Genomic DNA, 25,461 nt, shown 5'->3' with positions numbered 1-25,461 from the left:
CGTAGTGCGCAGCGGGGGTTCTTTCATGCCCGAGGACGCGCCGGAAAGGAAGGTCGCCCTCGGGCCGAACATACAAGACAGCTTACGCGACGGTGTAAACCCAGTTGTGCTTATCCTCGACAGCACCAGACTGAATACCAGTCAGGGTCTCGCGAAGTTTTTTCATAACAGGGCCGATCTCGGTGCAGCCAGCCGGGAAGGTCACGGTCTCGTCGGCACCATAAACCTTGTTGTCAATCTCGCCGACCGGGGAGATAACAGCAGCGGTGCCGCACAGACCGCACTCGACAAAGGTGCCGGCCTTGACCTCGGCCCACTCGACGGGACGCTGATCAACGGTCATGCCCAGGTCCTGAGCGACCTGAACGAGCGAGCGCCGGGTGATGGAGGGCAGGATCGAGTCGGTGTGCGACTGCGGAACGACGAGGGTGCCGTCCTCTTTCACGAACAGGACGTTGGCGCCACCGGTCTCCTCGACATAGGTGCGAGACTCGGAGTCAAGATACAGGTTCTCGGCATAGCCCTCGCGATGGGCCTCCATCGTGGGCTTAAGGGACATGGCGTAGTTCAGGCCGGCCTTGATGTTGCCGGTGCCATGCGGGGCTGCACGGTCATACTCGGAAACGCGCAGCTTAACGGGCTTAAGGCCGCCCTTAAAGTACGGACCGACCGGAGTCACGAGAATGCGGAACGTGTACTCAGGAGCAGGAGCCACGCCAATCACGTCACCAGAGCCAATCATAAACGGACGCACGTACAGGGTCGCACCGGAGCCGAAAGGCGGAACCCAGGCGGCGTTGGCAGAAACGACCTGCTTGACGGCCTCAACGAACTTGTCCTTGGGGAACGGGGGCATCTCGAGGCGCTGGGCAGAGTTATACATGCGCTCAGCGTTCATGTCGGGACGGAAGCAGACGATGCTGCCATCCTCGGCGGTGTAGGCCTTCAGGCCCTCAAAGACCTCCTGGCAGTAATGGAAGATGCCGCCGCACTCGGAGACATGCATGGTGTGGTCGGTGGTCAGGCCGCCCTCGTCCCACTCGCCATCCTTCCAATGAGCCTCGTAGCTGTAATCGGTCTTCATGTAGCCAAAGCCGAGGCTACCCCAATCGATATCCTTCTTCTCGACAGTCATATGTCGCTCCTTACATACACAGTTGCATACTCGCGAACCCGCACGCAAGGACCGAGGCCGACCGTGTCGCAACGTCGCACGCCCGGAGCGTAGAGCCGGACGGGACACGCGGGCAACATCGAAGCCGATGGCACGTCGATTCGCATGGACGAGATTGTACTCCCCGCGCGCGTCGGATAAAACGTTTTTCTTTAACTAAGTAAAGTATTTTCATTTGCTTCGGAATTCACCAGGGTAAATAGGCGTCCTCCAAGCCGCGGCGTCCACTCGCCCCATGCGCCCCGCGACCGCCCTATCGATATACTCTAAGTCGAGACGATGATTGGAGCCCCCTTGGCTACTCAGAACAAACGCGAACACTTGACGGAAGACCTGCTCAAGCGGCTGTTGGCCAGTTCGAGCATCGACGCCTATCTGGACGAAGGCGAAACCGTCGACCAAACGCTTCCCTCGTACTTGCGCTGCCTCATCGACGAGCGCCGCATCAAGCGCTCGGACGTCGCACGCAACTCGGGCCTTAACCCGACCGTTGTGTACGACATCTTTGCCGGCAAAAGCCGCCCCGGCCGCGACCACGCCATCATGTTGGCACTCGGTATCGGCTGCACGCTTCGAGAGACGCAGCGCCTTCTGAGACTCGATAGCGTCGCCGAGCTTTGGTGCAAGGATCGCCGCGACGCCATCGTCATCTGGTGCATCGAACGCGGCATGAGCCGAGCGTGCACCGACGACGAGCTCTACCGCCTGGGTGAAAAAACGCTTCTGGGAACCAACCCACTCAAATAAACGCCCACGTCCGCGCGAGCCCCGCGGCTCTATCGTCTCCATACACGATTCAGTTGCCAACTGAACAAACAGAACAATCGTTGGCATATTATTTTTGGGGCATTTGCCCAGCTACCATGAAGGGAGGACGGCTTGAACGACAACCAGCTCATGCATGCCATGAGCCTTGACGACACCTATCGCGTCGAGCAGGTGCTCGCACGCGGCGAAGACGGCATTACCGAACTCGTCACGATTGACGGAGCCGGTCCCTTCGTGCGAAAGAAGATTCGACAGGAGCTTGCCCGCCGCAATGTATGGTCGGCACTCACAGAATGCAGCTCGCCCCGCCTTCCCCGCGTCGAGGCGACCTACGAACTACCCGAGCACTTTGTTGTCGTCTACGACTTTGTGCCGGGTCGGTCGCTTTCCAAAGTTATCGAAACCGATGGGCCGTTGACGCCGGAAGAGACGACATCGCTTGGCATCGAGCTTTGCGAGGCGGCCGAGGAGCTCCACAGACACGGCATCGTCCACCGCGACATTTCCCCCAACAATATCGTGGTTGCCGCGAACGGCGCGCACCTCATCGACCTCGGTATTGCCCGCATGCGCGTCGAAGGGGCAAGCAAGGACACGACCTCCCTCGGAACTTGGGGGTTCGCCTCGCCCGAACAATACGGCTTTGCCCAGACCGATGCGCGAAGTGATGTCTACTCCATCGGACGCGTTCTTGGCTTTGCGCTTACGGGTGTCCGGCCCGATGACGAGGCTTACGAGCAGATTCTTAAGAAGAATCTTGATAATGCACCCGCGACGCTCGCCCACGCCATCACGTGCGCCTGCTCGTTTGAGCCAAGCGCGCGATTTCAGTCTGCAGCAGAGATGGCAGGGGCGCTCGCCGGCTCGTCTCGACCGGGAAACGACAGGGCATCTTCTGGCACAGATGGGCATGCCGACCATGCCCAAATGGCAGCGGGTACGCATGCGTCTAAGCGCAACCCAAGCAAAAGCAGGACGCGGACCTTTGGCGGCTTGTTGCTAAAACTGGCACTCGTCACCGCGATGCTTGCCGGGCTGATGGCAGTCGGCGCGATTGCCATCTCGACGTTCCACGCCGACCGAGAAAGCAACAACGGGCCCACGTCCTCATCGCAAGCCGGCCAGTCTGACGGCGTTTCGACATCCAAAAAAGCAAATACGGCAAGCGACGCCAGCCTTCTGTCCGCCGAGCTCTCGATTGCGGAATCAGGCTGGTCGGTTGATGGGCACGGATACGTCCACTTTGGCATCGGCCTTAAAAACTCCGACGGCCCTGCCGCTATCGCATTTCCCACCATTAAGGTCTCCGGATACGATGCGGACGACAACCTGATCTTTACGGATGAGAAAACCTACAGCGCCATCGAGCCCGGCCAGACCGTCTACTTTGGCGATCAGACGGGAAATGGCACCGCTCCCGCGCGCGTTGAGTTCGAGGCGGTCACACCCAGCGGCGTTGCACTTGCCACCGCCACCGAAGCACCGGTGTACGAAATTTTCGATAGCACCGAATCCGCTGGGGCAGACGGCATGCAGTCATTCTTGGCAAAGCTCAAACTCCAAAGTGCTCCGAGCGGCTTTGATAAGACCCAAGTGTTCCTATCGGCTATCCTGCGCGATAAGCAGGGCAATATCGTTGCCGGCTATAACAATTTTTGCGACTGCCCCTCCGTCGGTTCCACGACCCCCGTTTCGGTCGACGTCCACAATCCGCCCACGCACGCAAGCTGCGATATCTACGCCGCCCAATGGTAGGACCGGGGCGCCGTTCGCCGACAGCATATCCGATTCAGTTGGCAACTGAGGAATCCAACCCTTCCCAGCACGACAATACTCATGTCGGGATATCGAAGGAAGGAATTTTCATGAACAAGACTCTTGTCATCATCGGTCTCGCAAGCTCATTGGCACTAGCGATGAGCGGTTGCTCGGCTCCAGCCCAAACCGGCTCAACCGCAACCCAAGACGAAGCACAAAAAGCCGAGTCATCCGCACCGGTTAAAATCAAATCGTCGGATGACCCCCATATTCAATATGTCAAAAACTATGTTGGAATGAACGCGCGCCAGGTGGGTTATACGGCACTCGATGAAATGCGACACGATCACTATGGAAACGGTACGCTCAAAATCGTGTTCCTCACGCCGGATGGTTCCCATATCGACCTGGGGTCGGACGAAAACGATTGGGACGACTCCGCACTTCAAGACTGGAAAGTCGTTTCGCAGAGCCTTGACCCCAATACCGAGTTTACCTATACGTTCTCAAGCGACTCGGACGGCGAGGATACTACCATCGTTGCAACGCAAACCATTGATGAAATCGTGCTATCGCTCGGCAAAGTCGGCAGCTCAACAAAGAAGGCCACCAAATTAACCAAAATCAATCCCGCCACAGACAAATACACTTATTTCATTAAAGATTATGTAGGCAGGAATCTTGCAGACTGCGGTTACCTCTCCCTTGCAGACACCTTCAACGATTCCTATGGTCCAACCTATATCCAGCTCGATATTGTTTCCGAAGATGGCGCCTATGTAGACCCGACCGACTCCTCCGCTCTTGCGAACTACGTCGTTGTCTCTCAAAATGTTGCGCCCAACTCCGAGCTCAAGTTGGTCTACAGCACCAATTCCAACGGTGAGGAATATCCCAACCTGGTCAGTTCGAAATCAATCGATTCTGTCGCATTGACCGTTAAGAAAATCAAATAGCTCCGAATAGCTATTAGCGCACAAAAGGCGCCGCCGCGAGCTCCTTCTGCTCGCAGCGGCGCCTTTGTCATAAAGCCCAATCGCACCCCATGCTTGTTGGGCACTATTCTTGTCGACACCCATTTGGAGAGTCGCAACAAGCGCGGATTAGGCGTTCTTCTTCCCGAGCTTAGCCTTAACCAGGCCGACTACAGTCGGGATGATCGACACGGCTACGATGCCAATGATCAGCAACTCAAAGTGCTCCTGCACAAAGGGGATGCCACCAAAGAAGTAGCCCAGCAGTGTAAAGACCGTCGACCAGGTAATGCCGCCCAGCACGTTGTAGATGACAAAGTTGCGCCAGTGCATGCCGCCCATGCCGGCAATGAAGGGCACAAAGGTGCGGATAAACGGGAAGAAGCGGCCGAGGAAGATGGCCAGGTGACCCCACTTGTCCAAGAAGTCCTCGGACTTTTTGATACGCTCGGGCGTCATGGCCTTGACCTTGCCCGAAGCGATGATCTTTTTGCCAAAGAAGTGACCGATCATAAAGTTGCACTGGTCGCCCAGGATGGCAGCAGCCCATGCTACGGCCAGCAGGGCCACGATGTTAAAGCCACCGTTATGGGCAAAGAAGCCCGAAGCAAACAGAAGTGAATCGCCGGGAAGGAACGGGAAGAACACCACGCCTGTCTCAACGAAGATAATGAGGAACACGCAGCCGTAGGCCATAAGCGGGCCGGCGGCGATCCAGCTGGCAATCGCGGTGCGCGGGTCTTTGAGTAGCTCGGCGATAAAATTGATGAAACCCATGAAGTAAAACCTCTCAGTTGTGGGCGCGGATACGTCCAAGTTGACTAGTATACGGTTGCGGTGCCCCCTCGTGCGCAACCCCACAAAAGCATGACTCCATTACCAGCAAGTTTGCATAACTGACACCTGTCATGCAAAGCCGCCAAGATTATTCTTCCTAATCCCTAGCGAATCGCTATACTTTATTGAATCGCATTGCCATGGCGCTAAGGGAGGGCGGCCGGTGAGCTTTATCAATACCATTCGCGAGGACATCAAGACCGTCCAGACGCAGGACCCCGCCGCGCAAAACGGTCTGGTCATCTTCCTTTCCTATCCTGGCCTGCACGCCAAGTGGAACCACGTGCCCGAACACTGGCTGTGGGAGCACGGTCATCGCTCGCTCGCCCGTGTGCTCTCGCAAATCACCCGCCACATCACCGGGGTCGAGATTCATCCCGCTGCACAGATCGGCAAGCATTTCTTTATCGACCACGCCATGGGCGTCGTCATCGGCGAAACCACCATCGTGGGCGACAACTGCGTGCTCTACCAGGGCGTCACGCTTGGCGGCACCGGCAACGAAACCGGCAAGCGCCACCCCACCCTGGGCAACAACGTCACCGTGGGCACGGGCGCCAAGGTGCTCGGCAACATTCGCATCGGCAACAACGTCAAAATCGGCGGCAACTCGGTTGTCGTCAAGGACGTGCCCGACAACTGCACCGTCGTGGGCGTGCCGGGGCGCATCATCAAGCGCAACGGCTGCCGCGTGTTCGAGGAGAGCTTCGACGCCAAGCAGCACCGCGAGTACATGCCTGACGATGCCGCCGAGCAGTCCGCCCTCAACCGTCAGGGCATCACCGAGAACGCCCGCCGCGTCAAAGAACTCGAGCAAGAGGTAGCCGAGCTCAAAGCCCTCGTTGCCAAACTTGTGGACGAACGCTAGACGCGGACGGCCAATGACAACATTCACGCCAGCGCAAAGGCGCGCCAGGGAATCTATCCCCGGCGCGCCTTATTTCCGATGCGACAAGGGGGCCGTCCCCATGTCGCATTATGCGAACTGGCTCAGATAGAGGTCGGCGTAGGCGCCCTCGGCAGCCAGCAACTCCTTATGCGTGCCCTGCTCGATAATGTTGCCGTGATCCATGACCAAGATCAGGTCGGCGTCCACGATCGTCGACAGGCGATGCGCGATCACAAAGCTGGTGCGCCCACGCATAAGCGCGTCCATAGCGCGACCGATGGCGAGCTCGGTGCGCGTATCCACGCTCGACGTCGCCTCGTCCAGGATGAGAATCGCCGGGTTGTTGAGCAGCACGCGTGCGATGGTCAACAGTTGACGCTGCCCTTGGCTAATGCTCTCGGCATCGTTGGCCACCCGCGTGTCATAACCCTGCGGCATGGTGCGCACAAAGAAGTCGACCTGCGCGGCGCGCGCAGCCGCCACGATCTCGTCGCGCGTCGCCTCTGGACAGCCGTAGGCGATGTTTTCGGCAATCGTGCCATCGAATAGCCAGGCGTCCTGCAGCACCATGCCAAACTGCTGGCGCAGCTCGCCGCGGTCCATACCGCTCGTGTCCACGCCGTCGAGCGTAATGCGCCCGCCATCGATCTCGTAAAAACGCATGAGCAGGTTGATGAGCGTGGTCTTGCCCGCGCCCGTGGTTCCCACCACGGCGATCTTCTGGCCCGGCTCGGCGGTAAACGACACGTCACGCATAAGCGGCTTGTCGGGCGAATAACCAAAACGCACGTGCTCAAAGGAGACGCGGCCCTCAATGCGACCCGGCAGCCTGGCAGCCTCACCCGGCAGCGGATCGGCTTCCATCTCGGGCTCATCGAGCAGGTCGAACACGCGCTCCGCACTCGCCAGCGCGCTCTGCAGCGAGTTGAAAGTGAACGACAGCTGCGTCATGGGTTCGGACGCCCCGTAGATAAACTGGAAGAACGCCTGGAACACGCCGACGGTCATGTGGCCGGCGACCAGCATGCTGCAGCCCACCAGCGCGATCACGATCTGCGCCAAACGGCCGATAAAGCGAACCGCAGGGCCGACGGCATTGATCATAAAGTCGGCCTTGGTACTCACGCGCGCTAGCTCCCTCGAGGCCTCGTGCACCTCGGCAGAGCTCTGATGCTCGCGGTTGAATGCGCGAATCACCAAACGGCCTGAATAGCCTTCCTCGACCGCGCTCGTGATTTTGGACACCCACTCCTGACGCTCGCCCGTCACATCATGCGTTCGGCGCGAAACCACCTTGGTCACCAGCAACGATACCGCCGTAAAGCCCAAAAAGACCAACGTGAGCTTGACGCTATAGACAAACATCATGATGATGGCACCCGTCACGGTACCGATCGATACCAGCAGCTGCAGCAATCCGCGCTGCATACTCTCGGACATCTTGTCCAAGTCGTTGGTCGCGCGGCTGACCACTTCGCCGGGTCGATGCGCGTCAAAGTAGGCGAGCGGCAGGCGGCTGAGCTTCTGCGCGATGCGGTTGCGCAGACGCAGGTTGAGTCGCTCGGCGACGCTCGACATCAAAAAACTCTGCAGCGCATAGAACGATCCGGCGGCTGTCCAGATCAAAAAGTAGACAAAGATGGTCTTACCGCACTGGTCCCAGGTGATGCTGAAGGTAGTTCCGCTGGCAAACGCCACCTGTATATGGCCCCACAGCTCGTCGATAACATGAGCGCTATATGCCGGCGCGGCGGTGTTAAAGATGACGTAGAACACAATGCTCGCGAATACAATATAGAAGCGCCAATGGTCGCCGGCGGCCTCGCTCCACAAGCGGCGCACCGTCGCCCAGGTATCCCGGGGCGTCTCGTCCTCTTCTTCGTCGTCCACGTCGCGCATACGCTCTGCCTCGGCACGGGCGCGCTCGTCCTCGGCACGCTCGTTTTCCTCGTACAGCGCCTGGCGACGAGCCTCGCGCTCGGCCGCGGCCCTGGCGGCGGCATCCAGCTCGGTCGACGCGACAGACTGCTCGACCGCTTCCTCGGCCGCGTCCACAACGACGGCATCGATAGCGTCGCTGCGCTTCTTGAGCTCCTCGGTCATGCTACTCACCTCCCTTCATCTGCGATTCCGCGATGGCGCGGTACACCTCGCAGGTTTCCATAAGTTCCTCGTGTGCGCCCAGGCCCACGACCTCGCCATCCTTGAGCACGACAATCTGGTCGGCATGCAAAATCGTCGAGATGCGCTGCGCGATGATGAGCACCGCGGCGTCGCGCGTCTCGTCCTGCAGCGCATGGCGCAAGGCCGCATCGGTTTTAAAGTCCAGGGCCGAAAAACTGTCATCGAAGATATACAGATCGGCATGCTTCATGAGCGCACGGGCAATTGCCAGACGCTGGCGCTGGCCGCCCGAAAAGTTCGTACCGCCCTGGGCAACCGGAGTATCGAGCCCCTGTGGCTGATCGAGCACAAAGGTGCTCTGGGCAACCTGCAGCGCATGAAGCATGTCCGCCTCGGTCGCGTCCTCGTTGCCAAAGCGCAGATTGCTTGCCACGGTGCCCGAGAACAGCCACGCCTTCTGCGGCACATAGGCGATGCGCCCGCGAATCTCATCTTGCGAAAGCTCGCGCAGATCGATGCCGTCCAGGCGAATGGCGCCCTTGGTGGCATCGTGGAAGCGCAGCAGAAGCTTTGCCACCGTCGACTTGCCCGAGCCCGTCGAGCCCACAATCGCGGTCGTCTGACCGCGACGACAGGCAAAGCTCAGGTCGCACAGGGTGTCCTCGTCGGCATCGTCAAAGCGAAACGACATGTGGTCGAACACGGCAACAGCATCCGCATCGTCCTCGGAGGCAGGCGTCCCGTCACCCAGCGTACGCTCGCCGTCCACAATGCTCGGCTCAATCTCCAACACCTGCTGCGCACGGTTCAGGCACGCGGCAGCACGCGGAAGCGTCAGCACCACCATCTGGGCCATCATCACAAAGAACAGGATCAGAATTGCATACTCCAGCACCGCCGAGATACTCGCGATCTGCATCGCATGGGCGCCCACCCGGTTACCGCCCACCCACAGCACCGCCACCTCGGCGATGTTCATCAAAAAGAAGCTGGAGCTGTCAAGGCCCACAAACAGGTGGTTGACCTTTATGGCGTTGGCGGCGTAGTCGCTAAACACCTCGTCCAGGCGCCGCTCCTCGTGATGCTCTTTATTAAAAGCACGAATAACGCGCACGCCCACAATATTCTCGCGCAGCACCACGTTCATGCGGTCGATAAAGCCCTGTAGGCGCATAAAAATCGGTGCCGCATTGGCAACCGTAAAGACCGCCGCAACCAGCACGATCGCAACCACGACGCCCAGAAGCACGCCCATAGCCGGATCGATAAACCAGGCGAAGATGATGCCCGCCACCGCCAGGAACGGCACGGGCAGCACCAGCTGAATCGTCTGAAGGACAGCCTGTTGAATCACGTTGATGTCGTTGAGTGAGCGCGTGATCATCGATCCGGTGCCAAAGCGCTCAAAATCGCTGGCAGACAGCTCGAGTGATTTGTCGTAGACGGCATTGCGGATGTCGCAGGCCACGTTAGCCGCCAGACGCGCCGAAAGATAGCAGCCCAGCACCGTGCCGCCGCTAGCCATGCTCGTCGCGATAAACATGTATAGGCCGTTGCATAAGATGTAGTCGACATCGCCCGTGGTAATGCCGGTGTTGACCATGTTCGCCAGCATCGTGGGAACCAACAGCGTACCGACGTTATCCACCAGCAGCGCCAGCAGCGTCACTGCGACAAGCCCTCGATAGGGCTTCAAAAACCTCATTAACAGTCGCACGACTCACCCTCACCTTGATTCTCGGCAGCGATATGCTGCTTAAAGACATCGCACTCATCGCCGAGCGCATGGGAAAATTTTTCGATTAGGCGCATGATTTCGCGCTGTTCCCAGAGCTCGAGCACTTCGAAAGCCTGTTGCTCGGCTTCTTGCGCCGGCAGCGCATATTGCTCGGCAAACCGCATGCCCGCTTCGGTCAAACGCACAACCTTGTTCTTACGGCTGCCTTCGGCAAACTCCAACGTTGCGAAGCCCCGCGCCGTCAAGGTTTTAATTGCCGAGTTGATGGTCTGCTTGCTGTAGAACCATTCGCTTGTCAGACGGCTTACGGCAATACTGCCGCCTGCCGTGCTGGTATCGACGAGCATCCAGTAAGCGCAGTCCGAAAGGCCGCAGGCGCGCGAGAACTCCGAATAGATATGGTCGAGTCCATTGAGCAACCGGTCGAAGTCGGCCGGCGTAACCGCACTATTCATCTATCCCACCATTCGATTGTCCGATTTTTGACCAATTTTATGTCTCTAGATTAGTCCGAGTTTTGACTATCGTCAACAGGTTCTCCGCAAATGCCTGCACTTTTATGGCCTATCGGCAGAAAAAGACCGCCGGCGCGGGGGCGGCGCCAGCGGTCACGTGAAAATCGGGTTTTATTGCCTGTTAAGCGGCGACGGCCTCGTAGACCGTAGCGCCCGAGAAGCTATCGTGCAGGCTTTTGCCGCAGATCCAAGGCAGCTCGACGACCTCGCAGAGCGTGTTGACCAGCTCGGAGCAGTCAGTAAAGTGGCCCTTATCGTTGAGGGCCTCGCAATCCTGAACACGCCAATAGCCATCGGTGTGCGTGATGTAGTACTCGTGATCGTCAATCCTCACAAAAGCGCGCGTCTTGGAACGCAGCAGCTTCAGAAATCCTTCGAAATCGGTCTCGACGACATCCCCAGCCTGGAACATGATAGTTACCTCCTGGCCCGGCGCCACCACGGCGCGTTGATAAACGTTGGTACTTCTTTAGTAAAACCTTTATCAGAGGTTATGCGTTCGTCATTTAGGCAAGTGGTAAAAACCGCAGGGCAGACGGGATAAAACGTTTAACCATCCCATTGGCTTGTCACATTTTAAAGGTACTTTTATGCAAACCTACTTTCCCAATTGGAATCTATCCTTTTGCCGGGCACTTGACCGTCTATCGTTTGAGCCCGACGGGTATGAACGGGGCATCTGCAACGCCACCGCAAGGAGACACCATGGAGACTATCGAAGCGCTCATTCACCGCCGCAGCTGCCGCAAATACAGCGATCGTCCCGTCGAGGCCGAAAAGCTTGCACGTATTATCGAAGCCGGCCAATATGCACCGAGCGGCATGGGCCGCCAGCCGGTGACGTTTGTCGCCGTCACCAACCCCGCGACCGTCGAGCGTCTCTCACAGCTCAACGCCCAGGTCATGGGCAGCAACAGCGACCCCTTCTATGGCGCCAAGACCGTTGTGGTGGTGCTGGTTGACCGCAGCGTGCCCACACATCTGGAAGACGGCTCACTCGCCATGGGCAACTTGCTCAACGCCGCCTATGCACTGGGTGTCGATTCGTGCTGGATTCACCGCGCGCATGAGGTCTTTGACTCGCCCGAGGGCCTGGAGCTGCTGGCCAGCTGGGGCCTGCCCGCCGACGGCAGCCTGCGCGGTGTCGGTAACTGCATTCTGGGCTATGCCGAGGACACGCTACCCGAGGCAAAGCCGCGCCGCGACAACGTGGTGTACGTTAGGTAATTTGTTCCGCCGTTCTACCGAACGGCAGAACAAATTAGTCGACCGGGTGGTAGAAGGTGTCGACGACCGTCTGCTTTACGTTGTCTTGGTCTAAGTAGAACTCGGCAAAGGTGTCGCCCTGCTGCATGGTTCCCTGCAGCGTCACAACATCAAACGAGGTCAGGCCGTGCTCGAGCATCGTGGTCGCCAGATAGCTAAACTCATCGAGGCCCAGATTGGTCCACGTATAGTCACCCATCGTCTGGTACAAGTTGATCAGCACAGCCGGATTACTCTTGGCGCTGTTGAGCACCTTGGCCGCAAACGCCTGCACATAGCTCACCTGACGCGCCGTACGATCGAGCGACGAGGTCAGCTCCGTGGTATCGCGCCACTGCACATACTTTTCGGCCGAGATTCCAAACAGCGTCGTCTCCTGCCCCTCAACCGCTGCCGTGCCCGGCACGGTCTGTGTCGGCACGAGCGTCACGCCGCCAATAGAATCATTGATAGGCGCCACGCCCTCGATGTTGAGCGTGTAGTAATAGTCGACTGGGATATTGTCGAGTACGCGTGAAGCGGCTGCCGCCGTCAGCTGCGAGGAATTATCACCGTCGGTACCGTAGGCAAACTGCAGGCAGAGCTGCTCGGTCACCTGACCCGAAAACGAACCACCCGCATACGTATCGACGGCAACCATGCTGTCGCGCGGAATAACGATACCGCGGGCCTCGCCTGTATCGGTATTAAGGGCTACAACCATAACGGTATCCGACTGGCCTTCTTTGGCGCCATCATCAGACGCGCGATTATCGAAGCCGATAAACGCCACCGTAGCCATATGCTTGTTGAGTGCATACTTCTTGCCGTTATAGGTAATGGTGTCACCCTTGGCCTTAATGACCTTTTCGGTCTTTTCCTCGATCTTCTTTTTGCCCTGGCTCACGCTGTGGTTCACAAAGCCCCAGCCGGCAGCAGCAATCGCTCCGATCACGAGCAACACAATCACGAGTGTGCGGATGCGGCGACCACGTTTGATGCGCTTAATCGACTCCTGGGAACGGCGACGGCGCTGCGGTGGCGCCTCATCGAGCGAAGGCCATTCGGTCTCATCAGCAGGCTGCGGTGCATCATCCGCAACCTGCGCCGAAGTCTCGGCCTGGCCCACGGTTTTGCTCGACGCCCCATTTTGTGTGTCAGATGCCGAATCGACATCGGCACCCTGCTGCGCGCTGGCAGGCTCCGCCACATCGGAAACCTGTTGCTGGGAAGTGTTCTCCTGGCTATTTTCGTCGGGATCCACCGCATCGATAAAGTGCTTGCCACGGGGGTTCATGACTATTTTGTCTCCTGGTCGTTTGTTAACACACCGCTCACAATATAGCGCGAGTTGCCCTGCGAGCTATCGAGCATGCAGGTGCTCAGTTGCACAACCTTGCTATCCGCGTCAAGCGCAATACCTTCCCGTACGTTTTTGAGGAGCGCGTCGGGATTGCAGACGGTATTGAAATACTCCTGGCGCACTGCGGAATCGGCAAAGTTAAATGAGTTGAGGATGTGGCGATCGTCGTACTGGTAGGCCGAAACGATCTGGTACGTCAGAATATGACCGGGCGTGTAGATGAAGAACTCGGTATTCTCGTTAAAGAAGTCCGTATCCTCAAAATTATGCAAGTTATGGAACACGCCGCCGTTCACGTGGCCGTAGATCACCGTCACCGGATCGCTAAAGTCACGCGCATTGGCCATCTGGCTAAAGGCGGTGCCATACGGGTCGTACTTGCCGTCCTTGTCGTGATCTAAATAGAACAGGTCGTCGGTCGCACTCTGCAGTAGAGGCGTATTGATGTCGGCGCCCGGAATATAGAGCCAGGCGTAAACGTCAGCGTTTTCTTTGATAAGCGAAGCAAAGTCGATGGGATTGTCTGCCAGCTCCCTGTCCTTCGATTCGACCTTGGTGGCAGGCTTGCCCGTTGCACTCATCTCCTGCGCGCGCTGCTGCTCCAGATGGTTCATATAGAGTGCGTAGCCGCCGCAGCCGACTGCGATCAGTAACAACGCCACGAAAACGCCCTTGAGTATCGTGGCGCGACGCTTTTTGTCCGAGTCGTCCATATACTTGCCCCGTGGCTGCTGTGCCATAGTGTTCCCTTACCCTGTAAATCGGCTAAAAAAAGGACCCGCACAAGTACGGGTCCTCAAATCTTACGGTTGAAACTGTATGTGTGCTAGTTGTTCTTGCGAAGAGCAACAAAAGCGCAAGCGGCACCAGCGGCGGCAACAGCAGCCACGGCGGCAACAGCGGTGGTGTTCACGCCGGTAGCCGGGGACTTAGCACCCTTGTCGGCAGTCACAGTCGTGCTAGCGGCAGCAGAAGCGCCACTCGTGGGCTGAGCAACCAGAGAGATGATGCAGAGCTCGTCCATCGTGAAGGAAACGTTGCCGTTGGCGTCGGCGGTAAGCTCCTTCACATCGTGGGAACCAGAATCATGCTGGATGTAGACGGTCACCTTGGCGCCTGCATACTGAGAACCAAGAGCAAAGGTGAAGTTGTACGGGCCGCTCGTGTTATAGTGGGTGACCTCAAAAGAAGCAACCACATTGGAACCAGAGGGGACGTTGTTGGCGGCAGTACCGGTACCGACAACATTAAGCCAGGCATTGCTATCAGCGGCAACGCCAGACGCATTCGCAGTCACGCCATTGGACGTAACGGGATCGCTTTTAACATTTGCAGGACTGTTAGTGGCGAAAGCAGCCACGGGCAGAGCCAGGGCAAGAGCGAGCACACTCAGTGCTGCCATGAATCTCTTCTTCATGTTGGGTACTCCTCAACTTGCAGCTTACGAATTTTTAAGTTTATAGTAGTATAGCTTTTTTCTGCAAATTGTAACTAAAGAGCTCTACATAAAACGATTTTGCAGATTTTTGTTCGCCTATAGCTCAAAACGGCACCTAACCGTGACTATTTTATGTTCCGTCAGGTCTATGCCGTTTGATTTGGAGCCGAATTCGCCCCGCCATCACTCGCCTGTGCCGCTCCCTCTGCTTTTTGTTCGCCTTCATCCTTTTGAGCATCGGCAATGGTGGCAGCGGCTGCGACCATGCCGCGCTGGGGCGCGACGCCCGTCTGGGTCTGAACGCCCTCGACAACTTCTGTGCCTGCATGCGCGAGCTCCGGCGACTTAAACATTGCGTCCAGATTGGCCCCGCCGCCGGCGTAGCCAAGCGCCGCGAGCGCGATGACAATCACCGCAACAACGACCGCGATCGGAACATAGCGATGCCAGCCTGCGGGATTGAGGCCACTACGGCGAGCAGCGCCACGGCTAATGTAGCCGAGCGTTCCATCGTGCTTGAGCTTTGACCCCACCACACGCTTACGGCCCCACAGCGATGATTCGGCCTGCATGGCCAAGCGAGCACTTGCCGAAGGATAACCATATTTAGTGCGTTTGAACGAGCCGTCGAACCCCGAGGCGCTTTTGCCCCACGTCCGTGAAGTCGTGCGACGGTTGACCGGCGCCGCGGGCTTTCGAACCCGATTTGTTTTTGAAGTCTCCGCCATACTCCCCGCACGCCGTAACACAGTCGAAACAATACTGCTTTGGACTGTATCACACGCGCCGCGCGCGGTCACGGGCGCCTCGCTTAACGGTCGTCGTCCTTCAGCAGGCGCCACAGGGTCGTACGGCTTATGCCTAGCACTTCGGCAGCTCGGGTCCTGTTGCCGTGAAGGTGGCCTACGACCAGCCGTGCGATATCACGCTCGGTATCGGCCAGTGGGCGCAAGATATACAGATCGCTATCGAGCGTCGGGGCACCAAAGGTCGCGGTCTTGATAACGTCCTCCTGGGCGAGCACCTCCTCCGCCACCGCCCGCTCGGCTGTACCCGTCCTCACTAATATATAAAGTCGTTCCGAAACCTCACGAAGCTGTAGATAGTTACGGGGCCATCGATAGGCATCGAGTGTCTTTGCCGCCCCGGACGACAAGGCGGGTGTTGCCGTCTCAAACATATCTGCCAGATACTCCAGATAGCGCGCAACCTTTTCCGACGCGCCGCCCTGCTCGGCAATCGCCGGCGCCACACTCACTGCACAGGCCAGACGCTCGGTTACAAAAGCAGCCTGATCGCTTTCGCCGCCGCCTGGCATGTCGTTTGCCGTCAACACCACATGGCAACGAGTTGCGAGCGCCGTGTCGATCATTGCGGACACGAGCTCGCGCAGGCGTTGGGGGCCAACGGCATGCCAGCCGCCCATGCAAAGTGTCAGCCCCGTTTGGAATAGCGGCGATTCGGAACTTTTGAGCAGATGGCGCCAACCGCGATCCGTAAGCTCATCGAGCGCAACGGACACAAAGGGCTGATCGGCATAGGGTCCATCCAGGTACAGGCGTTTTGCAATCTGATCCTGTCCCGCGCCCAGCTCGCCCTCGAGCATAAGGGGCACTCCGCGCGCATAGCTCTCCCGTACGGGGGCAGCGACCGCTGCCGCGTCTTCGACGATGCCGTACGCACTCGATTCGTAGCGGGCCTCAACTTCGTCGGCGTTGAGCCACTCGATGCCCGCATGCGCCGCGGCGGCGCGCACCTCGCGGACCACGATGACCCAAAGGCCCCCGCCCTCTTTATCGGTGGGGCGAACGGTCAGGCTCAGGCGCGTACCCGCACGCCCCATAACCAGACGCGCGCCGTCTCCTATGCGGTCGAGGCGCTCAGCGACAAAAGCCGCCACATCCCGCTCAAGCGCCGCGTCAGTCATGGTCGAGATCGCGACGTCCCCACGCGCATCGATTGCCAATGCCGAGGCCCCGGCAGCAGCTAGGGCATCGCTCAAGATCTTCAGCTTGGCATCGCTATCCATGATTTGCCCCTGTCCGCTGCGACGTGCAACCGCCGACGGTCGCACGACCGAGTGTTTCAAAATTGAACGATATTGCTCACCAAACACTATAGGGCAGAAAGCTCCGTCCTGCGAGTATAGGTGTTGCCCCGCATCGCCATCCTGGCGGGGCGATAAGAGCTCTTCGGGATCTATTAACCTGCGGACAAGCCATACCCGCAAGAGCTCCTATCGCTCCACCGCGAGGATGCGGCCACCAGCAGCCAGCACGTAAATGGGCTACTCCTCTACCAGATTCCCAGCACGTGCTGCATTCCCAAACCCATGCACGCAATGCCAATCCAGCAGCAAAAGCCCAATGCGATGGGCTTGCCGCCTTTTTTGACCAGCTCGACGATATCGGTATTAAAGCCAATAGCCGCCATGGCCATCACGATAAAGAACTTCGACAGCTCCTTGATGGGCGCCGTAACGGACGCGGGAAGCTGAAACACTGTGGTGACCACACTCGCCAGCACAAAGAACAGCACAAACATGGGAAACGCGCGCTTAAGGGAGAACGTGCTTTTGGCGTCGCCGCCGGCCTTGCGCGCCAGATGCATCTGCCAGCATGCGAGGACCAACGTGATGGGAATAATGGCCAGCGTCCTGGTGAGCTTGACTACCGTAGCGCTCTCGAGCACATTGGCGCCAGGGTGCATACTGTCCCAGGCGCTCGCCGCAGCCGTTACAGACGAGGTGTCGTTGATAGCGGTACCGGCAAACAGGCCAAAGCCCTCGTTGGTCAGCCCAAGCATGCCTCCAAGCGTTGGAAACACGAGCGCCGCGATAACGTTAAACAGGAAGATGACCGAAATAGCCTGGGCAATCTCGCGATCGTCGGCATCGATGACGGGCGCGGTCGCGGCGATGGCGGAACCGCCGCAAATCGACGAACCCACACCCACAAGCGTCGCGATCTTGCCCGGCACGTTCATAACGCGGCAGAGCACAAAGGCGATGATGAGCGAGGTCAAGATCGTAGCCACGATAATCGGCAACGACTGGGCGCCTTTGGACAGAATCTGCGAGAGGTTCATGCCAAAGCCAAGCAGGATAACCGCGTACTGCAAGACTTTTTTAGACGTATAGGTGACGCCGGCGGCGAGCTGTTCGCGACGATTCTTGGGAAAGACGAGCGCCAGAACCATGCCAAAGAGGATGGCAAATACCGGCCCACCGACCACCTCAATCTGTTTGCCGAGCAACGACGCAGGGATGGCGATGATCAGGCAGAACAAGACACCCTTCCAGCGCTCGCGTACGATATTTACCAGTTGCATATGGGATTCCTTCTTTCTATTTCACGTTTGCGACGGCTTATGATACGGCAACATCGAGCACAGCCATACGCAAAAACAGACTAAGATGCCGCAATAGTTCTCGGGCAACAACCGAATTACCCAGCGCGGAGAGCTGATTCGCGGCATAATTAACAACTGACATATGAGTGTGATAGAACAGTTGCGAGGCACTATGGAAGAATCGATGCACGTCGGCGAGCAGGAAACGAGCCTACAGGACCAGTCCTACCACACCATTCGACGCAAAATAGTCTACCTGGACTACAAGCCGGGCGAAAAGTTGGGCGTCAAGCAGCTTTGTGACGACCTAGATATGGGGCGCACCCCTGTGCGCGAGGCACTGGTTCGTCTGGCGCAAGAGGGCCTAGTGCGCACCGTGCCCCAAAGCGGCACCTATGTCTCGCCCATCAACCTCACCCTTGCCGAGAGTGCCTGCTACATTCGCGAGCACCTGGAAAAGCAGGTGATTGTGGAGTGCTGCGCCCGTGCCACCTCGGTAGGCATCGAGCAGCTCGACCGAGCCATCGCGCTGCAGGAAAAAGCCATGGCCGAAGAGGACCGCATCGGCTTCTTTTTAAGCGACAACCTCATGCACCGCATGATCTTTAGCATCGCGTGCCGCAGCACCGTGTGGTCGTGGCTCGAGGCGACCAATGCCGACCTGGAGCGCTTCCGCTGGCTGCGCGCCGCTACGCAGGCGCTCGACAATCAGGAGATTGTTAACGAGCACAAGCAAATCCGCCGCGCCATCGCCGGTCGCGATCCTATCGAGGCAAGCTTTTTGGTCAGCAAGCACCTGCATATGATGTTCCGCAACCAGACCGAGGTCCTGGACCAATATCCCGAGTACTTCGAGACCAGCAAGCTCCGCTAACCTGCCAAAAAGGGACAGGTTTATTTTGGCAGGTTTTATCTGCGCAAATGCAACAAGGCCCGGCTCCGCTGCAACGAAGCCGGGCCTTAGTTGTTAGGACGTAGGAACTCGATTACTCTACTGTGACACTCTTGGCCAGGTTGCGGGGCTGGTCAACGTCGCAACCGCGCAGGATGGCAACCTCGCGGGCGAGCAGCTGCAGCGGAACGCTCGCCGTGATGGGGCTGAATACGTCACGGACGGCCGGCACGCGAATGATGCAGTCGGCGATCTTGTTGATTTCCTCGTCGCCCTCGGTAGCAACGACGATGACCTTGGCGCCGCGCGCCTTGCACTCCATGAGGTTCGACACCGTCTTGTCGTATGTTGCGCTTTTGGTTGCAACCGCGATAACGGGGAAACCCGGGTCGATCAGCGCGATAGGGCCGTGCTTCATCTCGCCGGCAGCATATGCCTCGGCATGCAGGTAGCTGACCTCCTTGAGCTTGAGCGCGCCCTCGTAGGAAATGGCGGCGCCCATGCCGCGACCCACGAACAATGCAGACTGCGCGTCCTTGCAGACAAGCGCGGCCTCGTGCACGGCCTCGGTCTGCGTATCCAGGATCCACTGGATCTGCTCGGCCGTATCGGAAAGCTCGCGGAACAGCATGCGCGCCTGCTTGGTGGTCAGACGGTACTTAACCTGCGCCAGCAGCAGGGCCAAAAGCGTAAGGCTCACGACCTGACCGATGAAGCTCTTGGTCGAGGCAACTGCAATCTCCTTGTTGGCCTTGGTGTAGATAACGCCGTCGCTCTCGCGCGCCACCGGGCTGCCCAGCACGTTGGTGATGCCAAAGACCTTGGCGCCCTTGATGCGTGCATCGCGAATGGCGGCAAGGGTGTCGGCCGTCTCGCCCGACTGGGACACGGCCACGACAAGCGTCGTCGGCGTGATGATGGGGTTGCGATAGCGGAACTCGCTTGCCGCCTCGACCTCGGTAGGAATACGAGCCCAACCCTCAATAAGGTTCTTGGCGATAAGTCCGGCATGGTAGCTGGTGCCGCAGGCAATCACATACACGCGGTCGATATCGTTGAGCTCCTCGAGCGAAAGGCCCAGCTCGTCGATATCGAGCTCACCGGCGGGGGTCATGCGGCCCACCAGGGTATCACGCACGACGCGAGGCTGCTCATGGATCTCCTTAAGCATAAAGTCGGGATAACCGCCCTTTTCGGCCATATCCAGGTCCCAGTCGATATGGGTAAGCTTGGGCTCAATCACGTTGCCAGCCTCGTCGGTATACTCGACGCCTGCGGGCGTAAGCTTGGCAAACTGACCGTCTTCGAGCACCACGACATCGCGGGTGGCATCGATAAGCGCGATCACGTCGGAGGCAACGTAGGAGCCGGTTTCGCCGACACCGACCACAATCGGGGAGTCCTTGCGGGCCACGGCGATCACGCCGGGCTCATCGGCAGAAACGGCGGCCAAACCATAGGCGCCCACCACGTGGGTGCAGGCCTCGCGCACAGAAGCCATCAGGTCGTGTGTCTCGGCATAGGCCTCTTCGATCAAGTGCGCAAAGACCTCGGTGTCGGTCTCGCTCTTAAAGTGATGGCCGCGGCCCTCCAGCTCCTCACGCAGCTCGGCGAAGTTCTCGATGATGCCGTTGTGGACGATGGCGATGCGACCGTCGCAGCTGGTGTGGGGATGGGCGTTGACAACGGAGGGCTTGCCGTGGGTAGCCCAGCGGGTGTGGCCGATGCCGCAGGTGGCGTCGCTGTCGACATTGGTAAGTTCGCTCTCCAGGCCCGCGACCTTGCCCACGCGGCGAATGACGTCGAGGTGAGCCGCCGTGCCCTCGCCCACTTCGAGTGCGACGCCCGAGGAGTCATAGCCGCGATATTCCATACGCTTAAGGCCCGTGACAAGGATGTTCTTTGCAATATCAGAGCCGGTGTAGCCGACAATTCCGCACATAGGATAAATCCCTTCGCTCGCGTGACTGCAAAACGTCCACGCACAAGGGGCGCTGAGACGTATAACGTTCGAGTATTGTACTCACGCAAGCGCAAGCTGATATACCAGAAGTGGTATCTCAACTTAGATACCACCCGATGCACACACGTTCAGCCGGTCCAAACCGCCACAAAGGTGCCTGTCCCCTTCGTGGTGGTCGCGTTGGCAATAGCGTTTCCCCAGATAAAACCTGCCAAAATAAACCTGTCCCTAATTGGCAGGTTTTGACACCCTAGGGACGGGCGATGCTACAATCTGGCTTGTACTTGAAACGCATCAAAGGGGCCGCTATGGCAAAGGTAAAAATCAGCGACGTCGCGCGCGAGGCAGGGGTCTCGCTGGGCACGGTATCCAACGCGCTCAACCATCCCGAAAAGCTGCGCCCCGAGACCCTCAAACTCATCAACGAGACCATCAATCGCCTTGGCTACCTGCCCAACCAAAGCGCCCGTCAGCTCGCAGGAGGCACCGCCAAGTCCTTTGGCCTGGTCCTCCCCCGTCTCGACCACGGCTTCTCGCTCCAAATTGCCAGCGGCGCCCATAACGAGGCCCGCAAGCACGGTTACGACCTGCTTATCGCTAACGCCGATAACGACGATATTCTCGAAGACCATTACCTGCGCTACTTTATGGGCACGCAGATGTCCGGTGTCATGGTTCAGCCCATGGCATCCCCCGATTGGCACCCCGCCATGACCAAGATGCCCGTGCCGATTGTCCATCTGGACATCCACTGTTCCGAGCCCGGTTACTACGTGGCCGCCGATAACGAGGCACAGGGGCGCATTATCGCCGAGCTCGCCATTGCCCGCGGCGCACGCCATATCACCGTTGTGGGCAGAGCGGCATTTATGCAGCTCACCCTGCGCGTGCTTGGCATTCACAAGGCCCTCGCCCTTCATCCCGATATCAAAATTGAGGTCATTGACGCCGGAGAATGGAATACCGCTGCCGACGGCTACAGTATCGGCACTCAAATTGCCGAGCGTTCCACCGATGAGCGTCCCGATTTTGTCATCGGCCTAACCGACGTATTGGCCTCGGGTGTTATCTTGGCGTTGATCGACAAAGGCATCTCCGTCCCCAAGCAAGTTCGCGTGGCCGGCTGCGACGGCAACCCGCTTGCATGGAGCGGGTCGGTCCCTCTCACCACAGTGGCACCGCCGGGTTACGAAATTGGCCGCAAGGGCGTGCAGCTGCTCGTGGAGCAAATCGAGAACAAGGCACCGACAAAAACCAAACGCGTCCGTATCGGCTCCGCCGCACGCACCGTCACCGAGGTCACAGCCGCCGAGGACATCAACCGCCAAGAACTCGTGCGGCCGTTCCTGCTGGAGCGCGCCAGCACCCAGGCAAGCAGCCAGACCGACGCCACGGCCATCAACCTCGGCGTGTATCTATAGCACGCCCGCAAGTATGCTAAGTCACCGCTTAAGCAAAAGGGGCCCGACCATTGCCGGGCCCCTTTTGCTTAAGCGCAAACGTGGGCAATTGCTCGTTTCAACGCCGCAATTGTCTAACGCACGGCCTTGACGACTGCCGCCGCCAGGTCGAACAACGTGTCGAGCACGGCCTCACAGCCATCCACCACGTCCTGCGGCAGCGGAACAATGTCAGGAACGGCAAAGACATGGCAGCCGGCCGTGATGCCAGAGACGCAGCCGTTGCGCGAATCCTCGACCACGGCGCATTCCTCGGGGGCAAAGCCCGCGCGCTCGCAGGCAAGCAGATACATCTCGGGGTCGGGCTTGCCGTGCACGACGTCCTCGCCGCAGGTCACCGTCTCAAACTTGTCAAAGAGGCCGACCGTCTTAAGATTGCGCTCGGCCGCGACGCGGCGTGACGACGTCGCAAGGCCCACGTGATAGCCCGCAGCCAGCAGCTCGTCTAGGCACTCAGCGGCGCCGGCCTTAAGCTCCAGGTCGGTCTTGACCATCTCGTCGCGAATCTCCTTGTGGCGATGATAGATCGCCTCAGCGGTTTCTCCGCTGCCGTAACGCGCCTCAAGGATGTCCATGACATCGGGCAGCGTGCGGCCGATAAACTGATGGATCAGCGCATCATCAATCGCGACCCCCAGCTCGGCAGCGCCCGCCTTCCATGCCTTGATGCCCAAACGCTCGGTATCGACCAGCGTTCCGTCCATGTCAAAAATTACAGTCTTGATCATATCGGTCCCCTCACCGGATTGCATTACGGCCACTCTAGCGCACTTTACAAACTTGTATATAACGTATATAGCATATTGCACTATCGTTACATAGGCAGAAGTCATATGACGAGCAGTCCGATAGGATTATAGTTTTCGACCGAGTACTCAATGGTAAGGATTGTTTTATGCTTTCAGACACTATCGCACCTGCAAAGGAGCTTCAGGACAAACTCGCGGCGCTCGAACAGCTGCTTTTGGCATACGGACGCGTCGCCATCGGCTTTTCCGGTGGCGTCGACAGCAGCTTTTTGGCCGCGGTCTGCGCCCGCATCATGCCTGCCAGCACGCTTCTCGTTCACCTCACCACGCCGCTCATCGGCACGCCCGAACAGACCTCGTTTGAGCGATCCGTTGAAAGGCAAACCAATGAGGGACCGCATTTTAAGCTCCCCGTGCTCAATCTTTCGGTCGATCAGCTGCAGCTCCCCCAAGTAGCCTGCAACGACGCCAACCGTTGCTACCACTGCAAGCACGCCGGCTTTACCGCCATCGTCAACCACGCTAAGTCGCTCGGCTTTCCCACCGTCATCGATGGCAGCAATGCAAGCGATCGCGGTGACTACCGTCCCGGCATGCGCGCTGCCAAAGAACTCGGCGTACGCTCCCCTCTTATGGAGGTCGGCTTTACCAAGGACGAAGAGCGCGAGCTGCTGCGCGCATGGGGCTATCCCGTTTGGAACCTGCCGGCGGGAGCCTGTCTTGCCACGCGCGTCCCCACGGGCGAGAAACTTACGCGCGAAAAGGTCGATTTAATCCGCGCCTGCGAGGACTACCTGCACGATCTTGGTCTGTCGCAGGTTCGCGCGCGCTTGGTCGGCGGCTGCATGCATATCGAAGCCGTTCCCGCAGATATCACCAAGATTGCCGCCCTCGGCGGTGCTACCGTCAATGCCGAGGGCAAGACCCCGCTGCCCGCCGCCATCGAGTCCGCGCTGCGCGAGCTGGGCTGCGCCCACATCTCCCCCGAAGTCACCCCCTACATCCACGGCAATATGAACCAGTAACCTGCCAAAAAGGGACAGGTTTATTTTGGCAGGTTTTATCTGGGGAAACGCCGAATAGCCCCACATTCACAACCGCCGCAGCTCCATATGAGGAAAATGAATCCGTAGCGTTTGTCCCAAATCTTAAGTATTTGTTCGACAGAACGGCCCCTGCCGGCTCCTGCTAGACTGGTAGACTCCCAACCGTCCGTCCAGGAGTCACCATGTCGCGCAAGTCCGCCTACAAGCAAGCACTTTCTATCGGCACCGCTGTGGTGCTGGGGTTTGCGCTGTTTACGGGATCGCTCGACGGGGCGCCCAGACTGCTCTCGCCGCAAAGTGATGAACAGGCGGCGGCTCTGGCCGAGAAGCAAGACGAGAGTCCCAGCCGCACCGACGACGAGGCAGACCTGGTTGCCCGACTCGAATCGGGAACGGCAAACTCCACAGACTCCCAAAACAGCCCGAACTCTAGCGACAAGCCACATTCCGCCGCACCCGACACCGGTGATGACGTTTCCGCGGACAGCGCCGCCACCCCCATCGACGAGGTCGAAAACCCCAATCTCGACCGCGCCCGCGGCGTATACCTCAGCAGCATTCCCGACTACGCGGGCAACCCCTATGTTGCCCTGCGAGCCGACAGCACGCACCCGTTGGGCACACCATCATTCACGCTCGATGAATACGAGCGCGCTACAGAAGAAGGTTGCTTTAAGAAGTTCTCCAAGCTCGACAGCCTGGGCCGCACCCGCAAAGCGCTCGCTTGCGTGGGCCCCGAATCGCTCGGTCAAGGCGAGCGCGGCGATATCTCGCGTATCCATCCCGCCGGATGGCGCCAGCAGCGCTACGACTTTATTCCGGGCCAGAGCCTCTACAACCGCTGTCACCTCATCGCCTGGTCGCTCTGCGGCGAAAACGCCAACCGCAAGAATCTCCTCACCGGCACGCGTTATCTCAACGAAACGGGCATGCTGCCATTTGAGGAGCAGATTCTCGGCTACATCCGCGAGACGGGCAACCATGTGCTCTACCGTGTCACGCCCATGTACAACGAAGAGGAACTCGTCTGCCGTGGCGTGCGTCTTGAGGCACAATCGGTCGAGGACCACGGCAAGGCCCTCTGCTTCCACGTATATTGCTACAACCTGCAGCCGCATGTGCAGATCGACTACGCTACCGGCCGCAATCAGGCCTCGGGAGACTAGGGCCGGCCAAG

The 25,461-nt window shown here is 58.7% G+C and carries 23 protein-coding genes; 9 read left to right on the top strand and 14 right to left on the bottom strand.

Annotated features, from left to right (window positions below; translation table 11 throughout):
* Positions 1 to 82 precede the first annotated feature (82 nt).
* Positions 83 to 1,135: a branched-chain amino acid aminotransferase gene (locus ACQRC0_RS06805; RefSeq protein WP_427728837.1), complete on the bottom strand. Its 1,053-nt coding sequence runs from the start codon at positions 1,133 to 1,135 to the stop codon at positions 83 to 85.
* A gap of 333 nt (positions 1,136 to 1,468) precedes the next feature.
* Here ACQRC0_RS06805 and ACQRC0_RS06800 point away from each other — a divergent pair, with 333 nt between their 5' ends.
* From ACQRC0_RS06800 to ACQRC0_RS06790, 3 genes are all read left to right on the top strand, one after another.
* Entirely contained in the window at positions 1,469 to 1,921 is a 453-nt protein-coding gene (locus ACQRC0_RS06800) for a helix-turn-helix domain-containing protein (protein ID WP_138340479.1), read from the top strand.
* Between the two features lie 132 nt (positions 1,922 to 2,053).
* Positions 2,054 to 3,697 carry a serine/threonine-protein kinase gene (locus ACQRC0_RS06795; RefSeq protein WP_427728836.1) on the top strand — a complete coding sequence of 548 codons (1,644 nt, stop codon included), beginning with the start codon at positions 2,054 to 2,056 and terminating at the stop codon, positions 3,695 to 3,697.
* 110 nt (positions 3,698 to 3,807) lie between these two features.
* Positions 3,808 to 4,656: a hypothetical protein gene (locus ACQRC0_RS06790; RefSeq protein ID WP_427728834.1), complete on the top strand. Its 849-nt coding sequence runs from the start codon at positions 3,808 to 3,810 to the stop codon at positions 4,654 to 4,656.
* A 147-nt stretch (positions 4,657 to 4,803) separates the two neighbouring features.
* On the opposite strand, the gene ACQRC0_RS06785 is transcribed toward ACQRC0_RS06790, so the two are convergent.
* A complete protein-coding gene (locus ACQRC0_RS06785; protein ID WP_427728832.1) occupies positions 4,804 to 5,451 on the bottom strand; it encodes a VTT domain-containing protein in 648 nt (215 codons plus the stop codon).
* A 223-nt stretch (positions 5,452 to 5,674) separates the two neighbouring features.
* On the opposite strand from ACQRC0_RS06785, the gene cysE reads away from it, so the two are divergent.
* Positions 5,675 to 6,379: a serine O-acetyltransferase gene (cysE, locus tag ACQRC0_RS06780; RefSeq protein WP_370450655.1), complete on the top strand. Its 705-nt coding sequence runs from the start codon at positions 5,675 to 5,677 to the stop codon at positions 6,377 to 6,379.
* Between the two features lie 108 nt (positions 6,380 to 6,487).
* Here cysE and ACQRC0_RS06775 read toward each other — a convergent pair whose 3' ends face one another.
* The 4 genes from ACQRC0_RS06775 to ACQRC0_RS06760 all read right to left on the bottom strand — a co-directional run bounded on the left by ACQRC0_RS06775 (position 6,488) and on the right by ACQRC0_RS06760 (position 11,189).
* Entirely contained in the window at positions 6,488 to 8,503 is a 2,016-nt protein-coding gene (locus ACQRC0_RS06775; RefSeq protein ID WP_427728830.1) for an ABC transporter ATP-binding protein, read from the bottom strand.
* A gap of 1 nt (position 8,504) precedes the next feature.
* Complete coding sequence (locus ACQRC0_RS06770; protein ID WP_427728840.1) at positions 8,505 to 10,229, bottom strand: ABC transporter ATP-binding protein; 1,725 nt, start codon at positions 10,227 to 10,229, stop codon at positions 8,505 to 8,507.
* Positions 10,229 to 10,717, bottom strand: coding sequence for a MarR family winged helix-turn-helix transcriptional regulator (locus ACQRC0_RS06765; protein ID WP_427728827.1), 489 nt, complete (start codon positions 10,715 to 10,717; stop codon positions 10,229 to 10,231). The genes ACQRC0_RS06770 and ACQRC0_RS06765 overlap by 1 nt, the downstream gene beginning before the upstream one ends.
* A 181-nt stretch (positions 10,718 to 10,898) precedes the next feature.
* A complete protein-coding gene (locus ACQRC0_RS06760) occupies positions 10,899 to 11,189 on the bottom strand; it encodes a CDP-alcohol phosphatidyltransferase (RefSeq protein WP_427728825.1) in 291 nt (96 codons plus the stop codon).
* A 293-nt stretch (positions 11,190 to 11,482) separates the two neighbouring features.
* Here ACQRC0_RS06760 and ACQRC0_RS06755 point away from each other — a divergent pair, with 293 nt between their 5' ends.
* Complete coding sequence (locus ACQRC0_RS06755; RefSeq protein WP_427728823.1) at positions 11,483 to 12,004, top strand: nitroreductase family protein; 522 nt, start codon at positions 11,483 to 11,485, stop codon at positions 12,002 to 12,004.
* 34 nt (positions 12,005 to 12,038) lie between these two features.
* Here ACQRC0_RS06755 and ACQRC0_RS06750 read toward each other — a convergent pair whose 3' ends face one another.
* From ACQRC0_RS06750 to ACQRC0_RS06725, 6 genes are all read right to left on the bottom strand, one after another.
* On the bottom strand, positions 12,039 to 13,319 hold the full coding sequence (locus ACQRC0_RS06750) for an LCP family protein (RefSeq protein ID WP_427728821.1): 1,281 nt from the start codon (positions 13,317 to 13,319) through the stop codon (positions 12,039 to 12,041).
* 2 nt (positions 13,320 to 13,321) lie between these two features.
* The gene (locus tag ACQRC0_RS06745) at positions 13,322 to 14,125 is read right to left on the bottom strand and encodes a class B sortase (RefSeq protein ID WP_427728819.1); all 804 of its coding nucleotides are present in this window, start codon (positions 14,123 to 14,125) and stop codon (positions 13,322 to 13,324) included.
* Positions 14,126 to 14,211: 86 nt separating this feature from the next.
* Positions 14,212 to 14,802 (bottom strand): hypothetical protein, encoded by a 591-nt coding sequence (locus ACQRC0_RS06740; protein ID WP_427728817.1) that lies wholly within the window; start codon positions 14,800 to 14,802, stop codon positions 14,212 to 14,214.
* A 167-nt stretch (positions 14,803 to 14,969) separates the two neighbouring features.
* Positions 14,970 to 15,395, bottom strand: coding sequence for a hypothetical protein (locus tag ACQRC0_RS06735; protein ID WP_154517807.1), 426 nt, complete (start codon positions 15,393 to 15,395; stop codon positions 14,970 to 14,972).
* Between the two features lie 239 nt (positions 15,396 to 15,634).
* Positions 15,635 to 16,852 (bottom strand): helix-turn-helix domain-containing protein, encoded by a 1,218-nt coding sequence (locus ACQRC0_RS06730; protein ID WP_427728814.1) that lies wholly within the window; start codon positions 16,850 to 16,852, stop codon positions 15,635 to 15,637.
* Between the two features lie 266 nt (positions 16,853 to 17,118).
* Positions 17,119 to 18,153, bottom strand: a complete 1,035-nt coding sequence (locus ACQRC0_RS06725; protein ID WP_154517801.1) for a YeiH family protein — start codon at positions 18,151 to 18,153, stop codon at positions 17,119 to 17,121.
* A 193-nt stretch (positions 18,154 to 18,346) separates the two neighbouring features.
* Here ACQRC0_RS06725 and ACQRC0_RS06720 point away from each other — a divergent pair, with 193 nt between their 5' ends.
* Entirely contained in the window at positions 18,347 to 19,048 is a 702-nt protein-coding gene (locus ACQRC0_RS06720) for a GntR family transcriptional regulator (RefSeq protein ID WP_427719781.1), read from the top strand.
* 112 nt (positions 19,049 to 19,160) lie between these two features.
* Here the strand turns inward: ACQRC0_RS06720 and glmS are convergent, their stop codons facing one another.
* Positions 19,161 to 21,008 carry a glutamine--fructose-6-phosphate transaminase (isomerizing) gene (gene glmS, locus ACQRC0_RS06715; protein ID WP_427728812.1) on the bottom strand — a complete coding sequence of 616 codons (1,848 nt, stop codon included), beginning with the start codon at positions 21,006 to 21,008 and terminating at the stop codon, positions 19,161 to 19,163.
* Between the two features lie 329 nt (positions 21,009 to 21,337).
* On the opposite strand from glmS, the gene ACQRC0_RS06710 reads away from it, so the two are divergent.
* Positions 21,338 to 22,450 (top strand): LacI family DNA-binding transcriptional regulator, encoded by a 1,113-nt coding sequence (locus ACQRC0_RS06710; protein WP_427728810.1) that lies wholly within the window; start codon positions 21,338 to 21,340, stop codon positions 22,448 to 22,450.
* A gap of 113 nt (positions 22,451 to 22,563) precedes the next feature.
* Here ACQRC0_RS06710 and ACQRC0_RS06705 read toward each other — a convergent pair whose 3' ends face one another.
* Positions 22,564 to 23,217: an HAD family hydrolase gene (locus ACQRC0_RS06705; RefSeq protein WP_427728808.1), complete on the bottom strand. Its 654-nt coding sequence runs from the start codon at positions 23,215 to 23,217 to the stop codon at positions 22,564 to 22,566.
* A 167-nt stretch (positions 23,218 to 23,384) separates the two neighbouring features.
* Between ACQRC0_RS06705 and ACQRC0_RS06700 the strand changes: the two genes are divergently transcribed.
* Both ACQRC0_RS06700 and ACQRC0_RS06695 read left to right on the top strand, forming a co-directional pair.
* Positions 23,385 to 24,263, top strand: coding sequence for a hypothetical protein (locus ACQRC0_RS06700; protein WP_427728806.1), 879 nt, complete (start codon positions 23,385 to 23,387; stop codon positions 24,261 to 24,263).
* Positions 24,264 to 24,466: 203 nt separating this feature from the next.
* Positions 24,467 to 25,450 (top strand): DNA/RNA non-specific endonuclease, encoded by a 984-nt coding sequence (locus ACQRC0_RS06695; RefSeq protein ID WP_427728804.1) that lies wholly within the window; start codon positions 24,467 to 24,469, stop codon positions 25,448 to 25,450.
* Positions 25,451 to 25,461: the final 11 nt, after the last annotated feature.

The sequence above is a fragment of the Collinsella sp. SGI.033 genome, assembly GCF_050315135.1.
Taxonomy (GTDB): Bacteria; Actinomycetota; Coriobacteriia; order Coriobacteriales; family Coriobacteriaceae; genus Collinsella.
This window is presented reverse-complemented; position numbering and strand designations above follow the sequence as displayed.

Coding starts and splice junctions, on each gene's coding strand:
- ACQRC0_RS06770 (WP_427728840.1), bottom strand. CDS start 10,229: ATGAGGTTTTTGAAGCCCTATCGAGGGCTTGTCGCAGTGACGCTGCTG.
- ACQRC0_RS06725 (WP_154517801.1), bottom strand. CDS start 18,153: ATGCAACTGGTAAATATCGTACGCGAGCGCTGGAAGGGTGTCTTGTTC.
- ACQRC0_RS06765 (WP_427728827.1), bottom strand. CDS start 10,717: ATGAATAGTGCGGTTACGCCGGCCGACTTCGACCGGTTGCTCAATGGA.
- ACQRC0_RS06695 (WP_427728804.1), top strand. CDS start 24,467: ATGTCGCGCAAGTCCGCCTACAAGCAAGCACTTTCTATCGGCACCGCT.
- ACQRC0_RS06740 (WP_427728817.1), bottom strand. CDS start 14,802: ATGAAGAAGAGATTCATGGCAGCACTGAGTGTGCTCGCTCTTGCCCTG.
- ACQRC0_RS06760 (WP_427728825.1), bottom strand. CDS start 11,189: ATGTTCCAGGCTGGGGATGTCGTCGAGACCGATTTCGAAGGATTTCTG.
- ACQRC0_RS06720 (WP_427719781.1), top strand. CDS start 18,347: ATGGAAGAATCGATGCACGTCGGCGAGCAGGAAACGAGCCTACAGGAC.
- ACQRC0_RS06790 (WP_427728834.1), top strand. CDS start 3,808: ATGAACAAGACTCTTGTCATCATCGGTCTCGCAAGCTCATTGGCACTA.
- ACQRC0_RS06700 (WP_427728806.1), top strand. CDS start 23,385: ATGCTTTCAGACACTATCGCACCTGCAAAGGAGCTTCAGGACAAACTC.
- ACQRC0_RS06735 (WP_154517807.1), bottom strand. CDS start 15,395: ATGCAGGCCGAATCATCGCTGTGGGGCCGTAAGCGTGTGGTGGGGTCA.
- ACQRC0_RS06785 (WP_427728832.1), bottom strand. CDS start 5,451: ATGGGTTTCATCAATTTTATCGCCGAGCTACTCAAAGACCCGCGCACC.
- ACQRC0_RS06710 (WP_427728810.1), top strand. CDS start 21,338: ATGGCAAAGGTAAAAATCAGCGACGTCGCGCGCGAGGCAGGGGTCTCG.
- ACQRC0_RS06705 (WP_427728808.1), bottom strand. CDS start 23,217: ATGATCAAGACTGTAATTTTTGACATGGACGGAACGCTGGTCGATACC.
- ACQRC0_RS06745 (WP_427728819.1), bottom strand. CDS start 14,125: ATGGCACAGCAGCCACGGGGCAAGTATATGGACGACTCGGACAAAAAG.
- ACQRC0_RS06775 (WP_427728830.1), bottom strand. CDS start 8,503: ATGACCGAGGAGCTCAAGAAGCGCAGCGACGCTATCGATGCCGTCGTT.
- ACQRC0_RS06755 (WP_427728823.1), top strand. CDS start 11,483: ATGGAGACTATCGAAGCGCTCATTCACCGCCGCAGCTGCCGCAAATAC.
- ACQRC0_RS06730 (WP_427728814.1), bottom strand. CDS start 16,852: ATGGATAGCGATGCCAAGCTGAAGATCTTGAGCGATGCCCTAGCTGCT.
- ACQRC0_RS06805 (WP_427728837.1), bottom strand. CDS start 1,135: ATGACTGTCGAGAAGAAGGATATCGATTGGGGTAGCCTCGGCTTTGGC.
- glmS (WP_427728812.1), bottom strand. CDS start 21,008: ATGTGCGGAATTGTCGGCTACACCGGCTCTGATATTGCAAAGAACATC.
- ACQRC0_RS06750 (WP_427728821.1), bottom strand. CDS start 13,319: ATGAACCCCCGTGGCAAGCACTTTATCGATGCGGTGGATCCCGACGAA.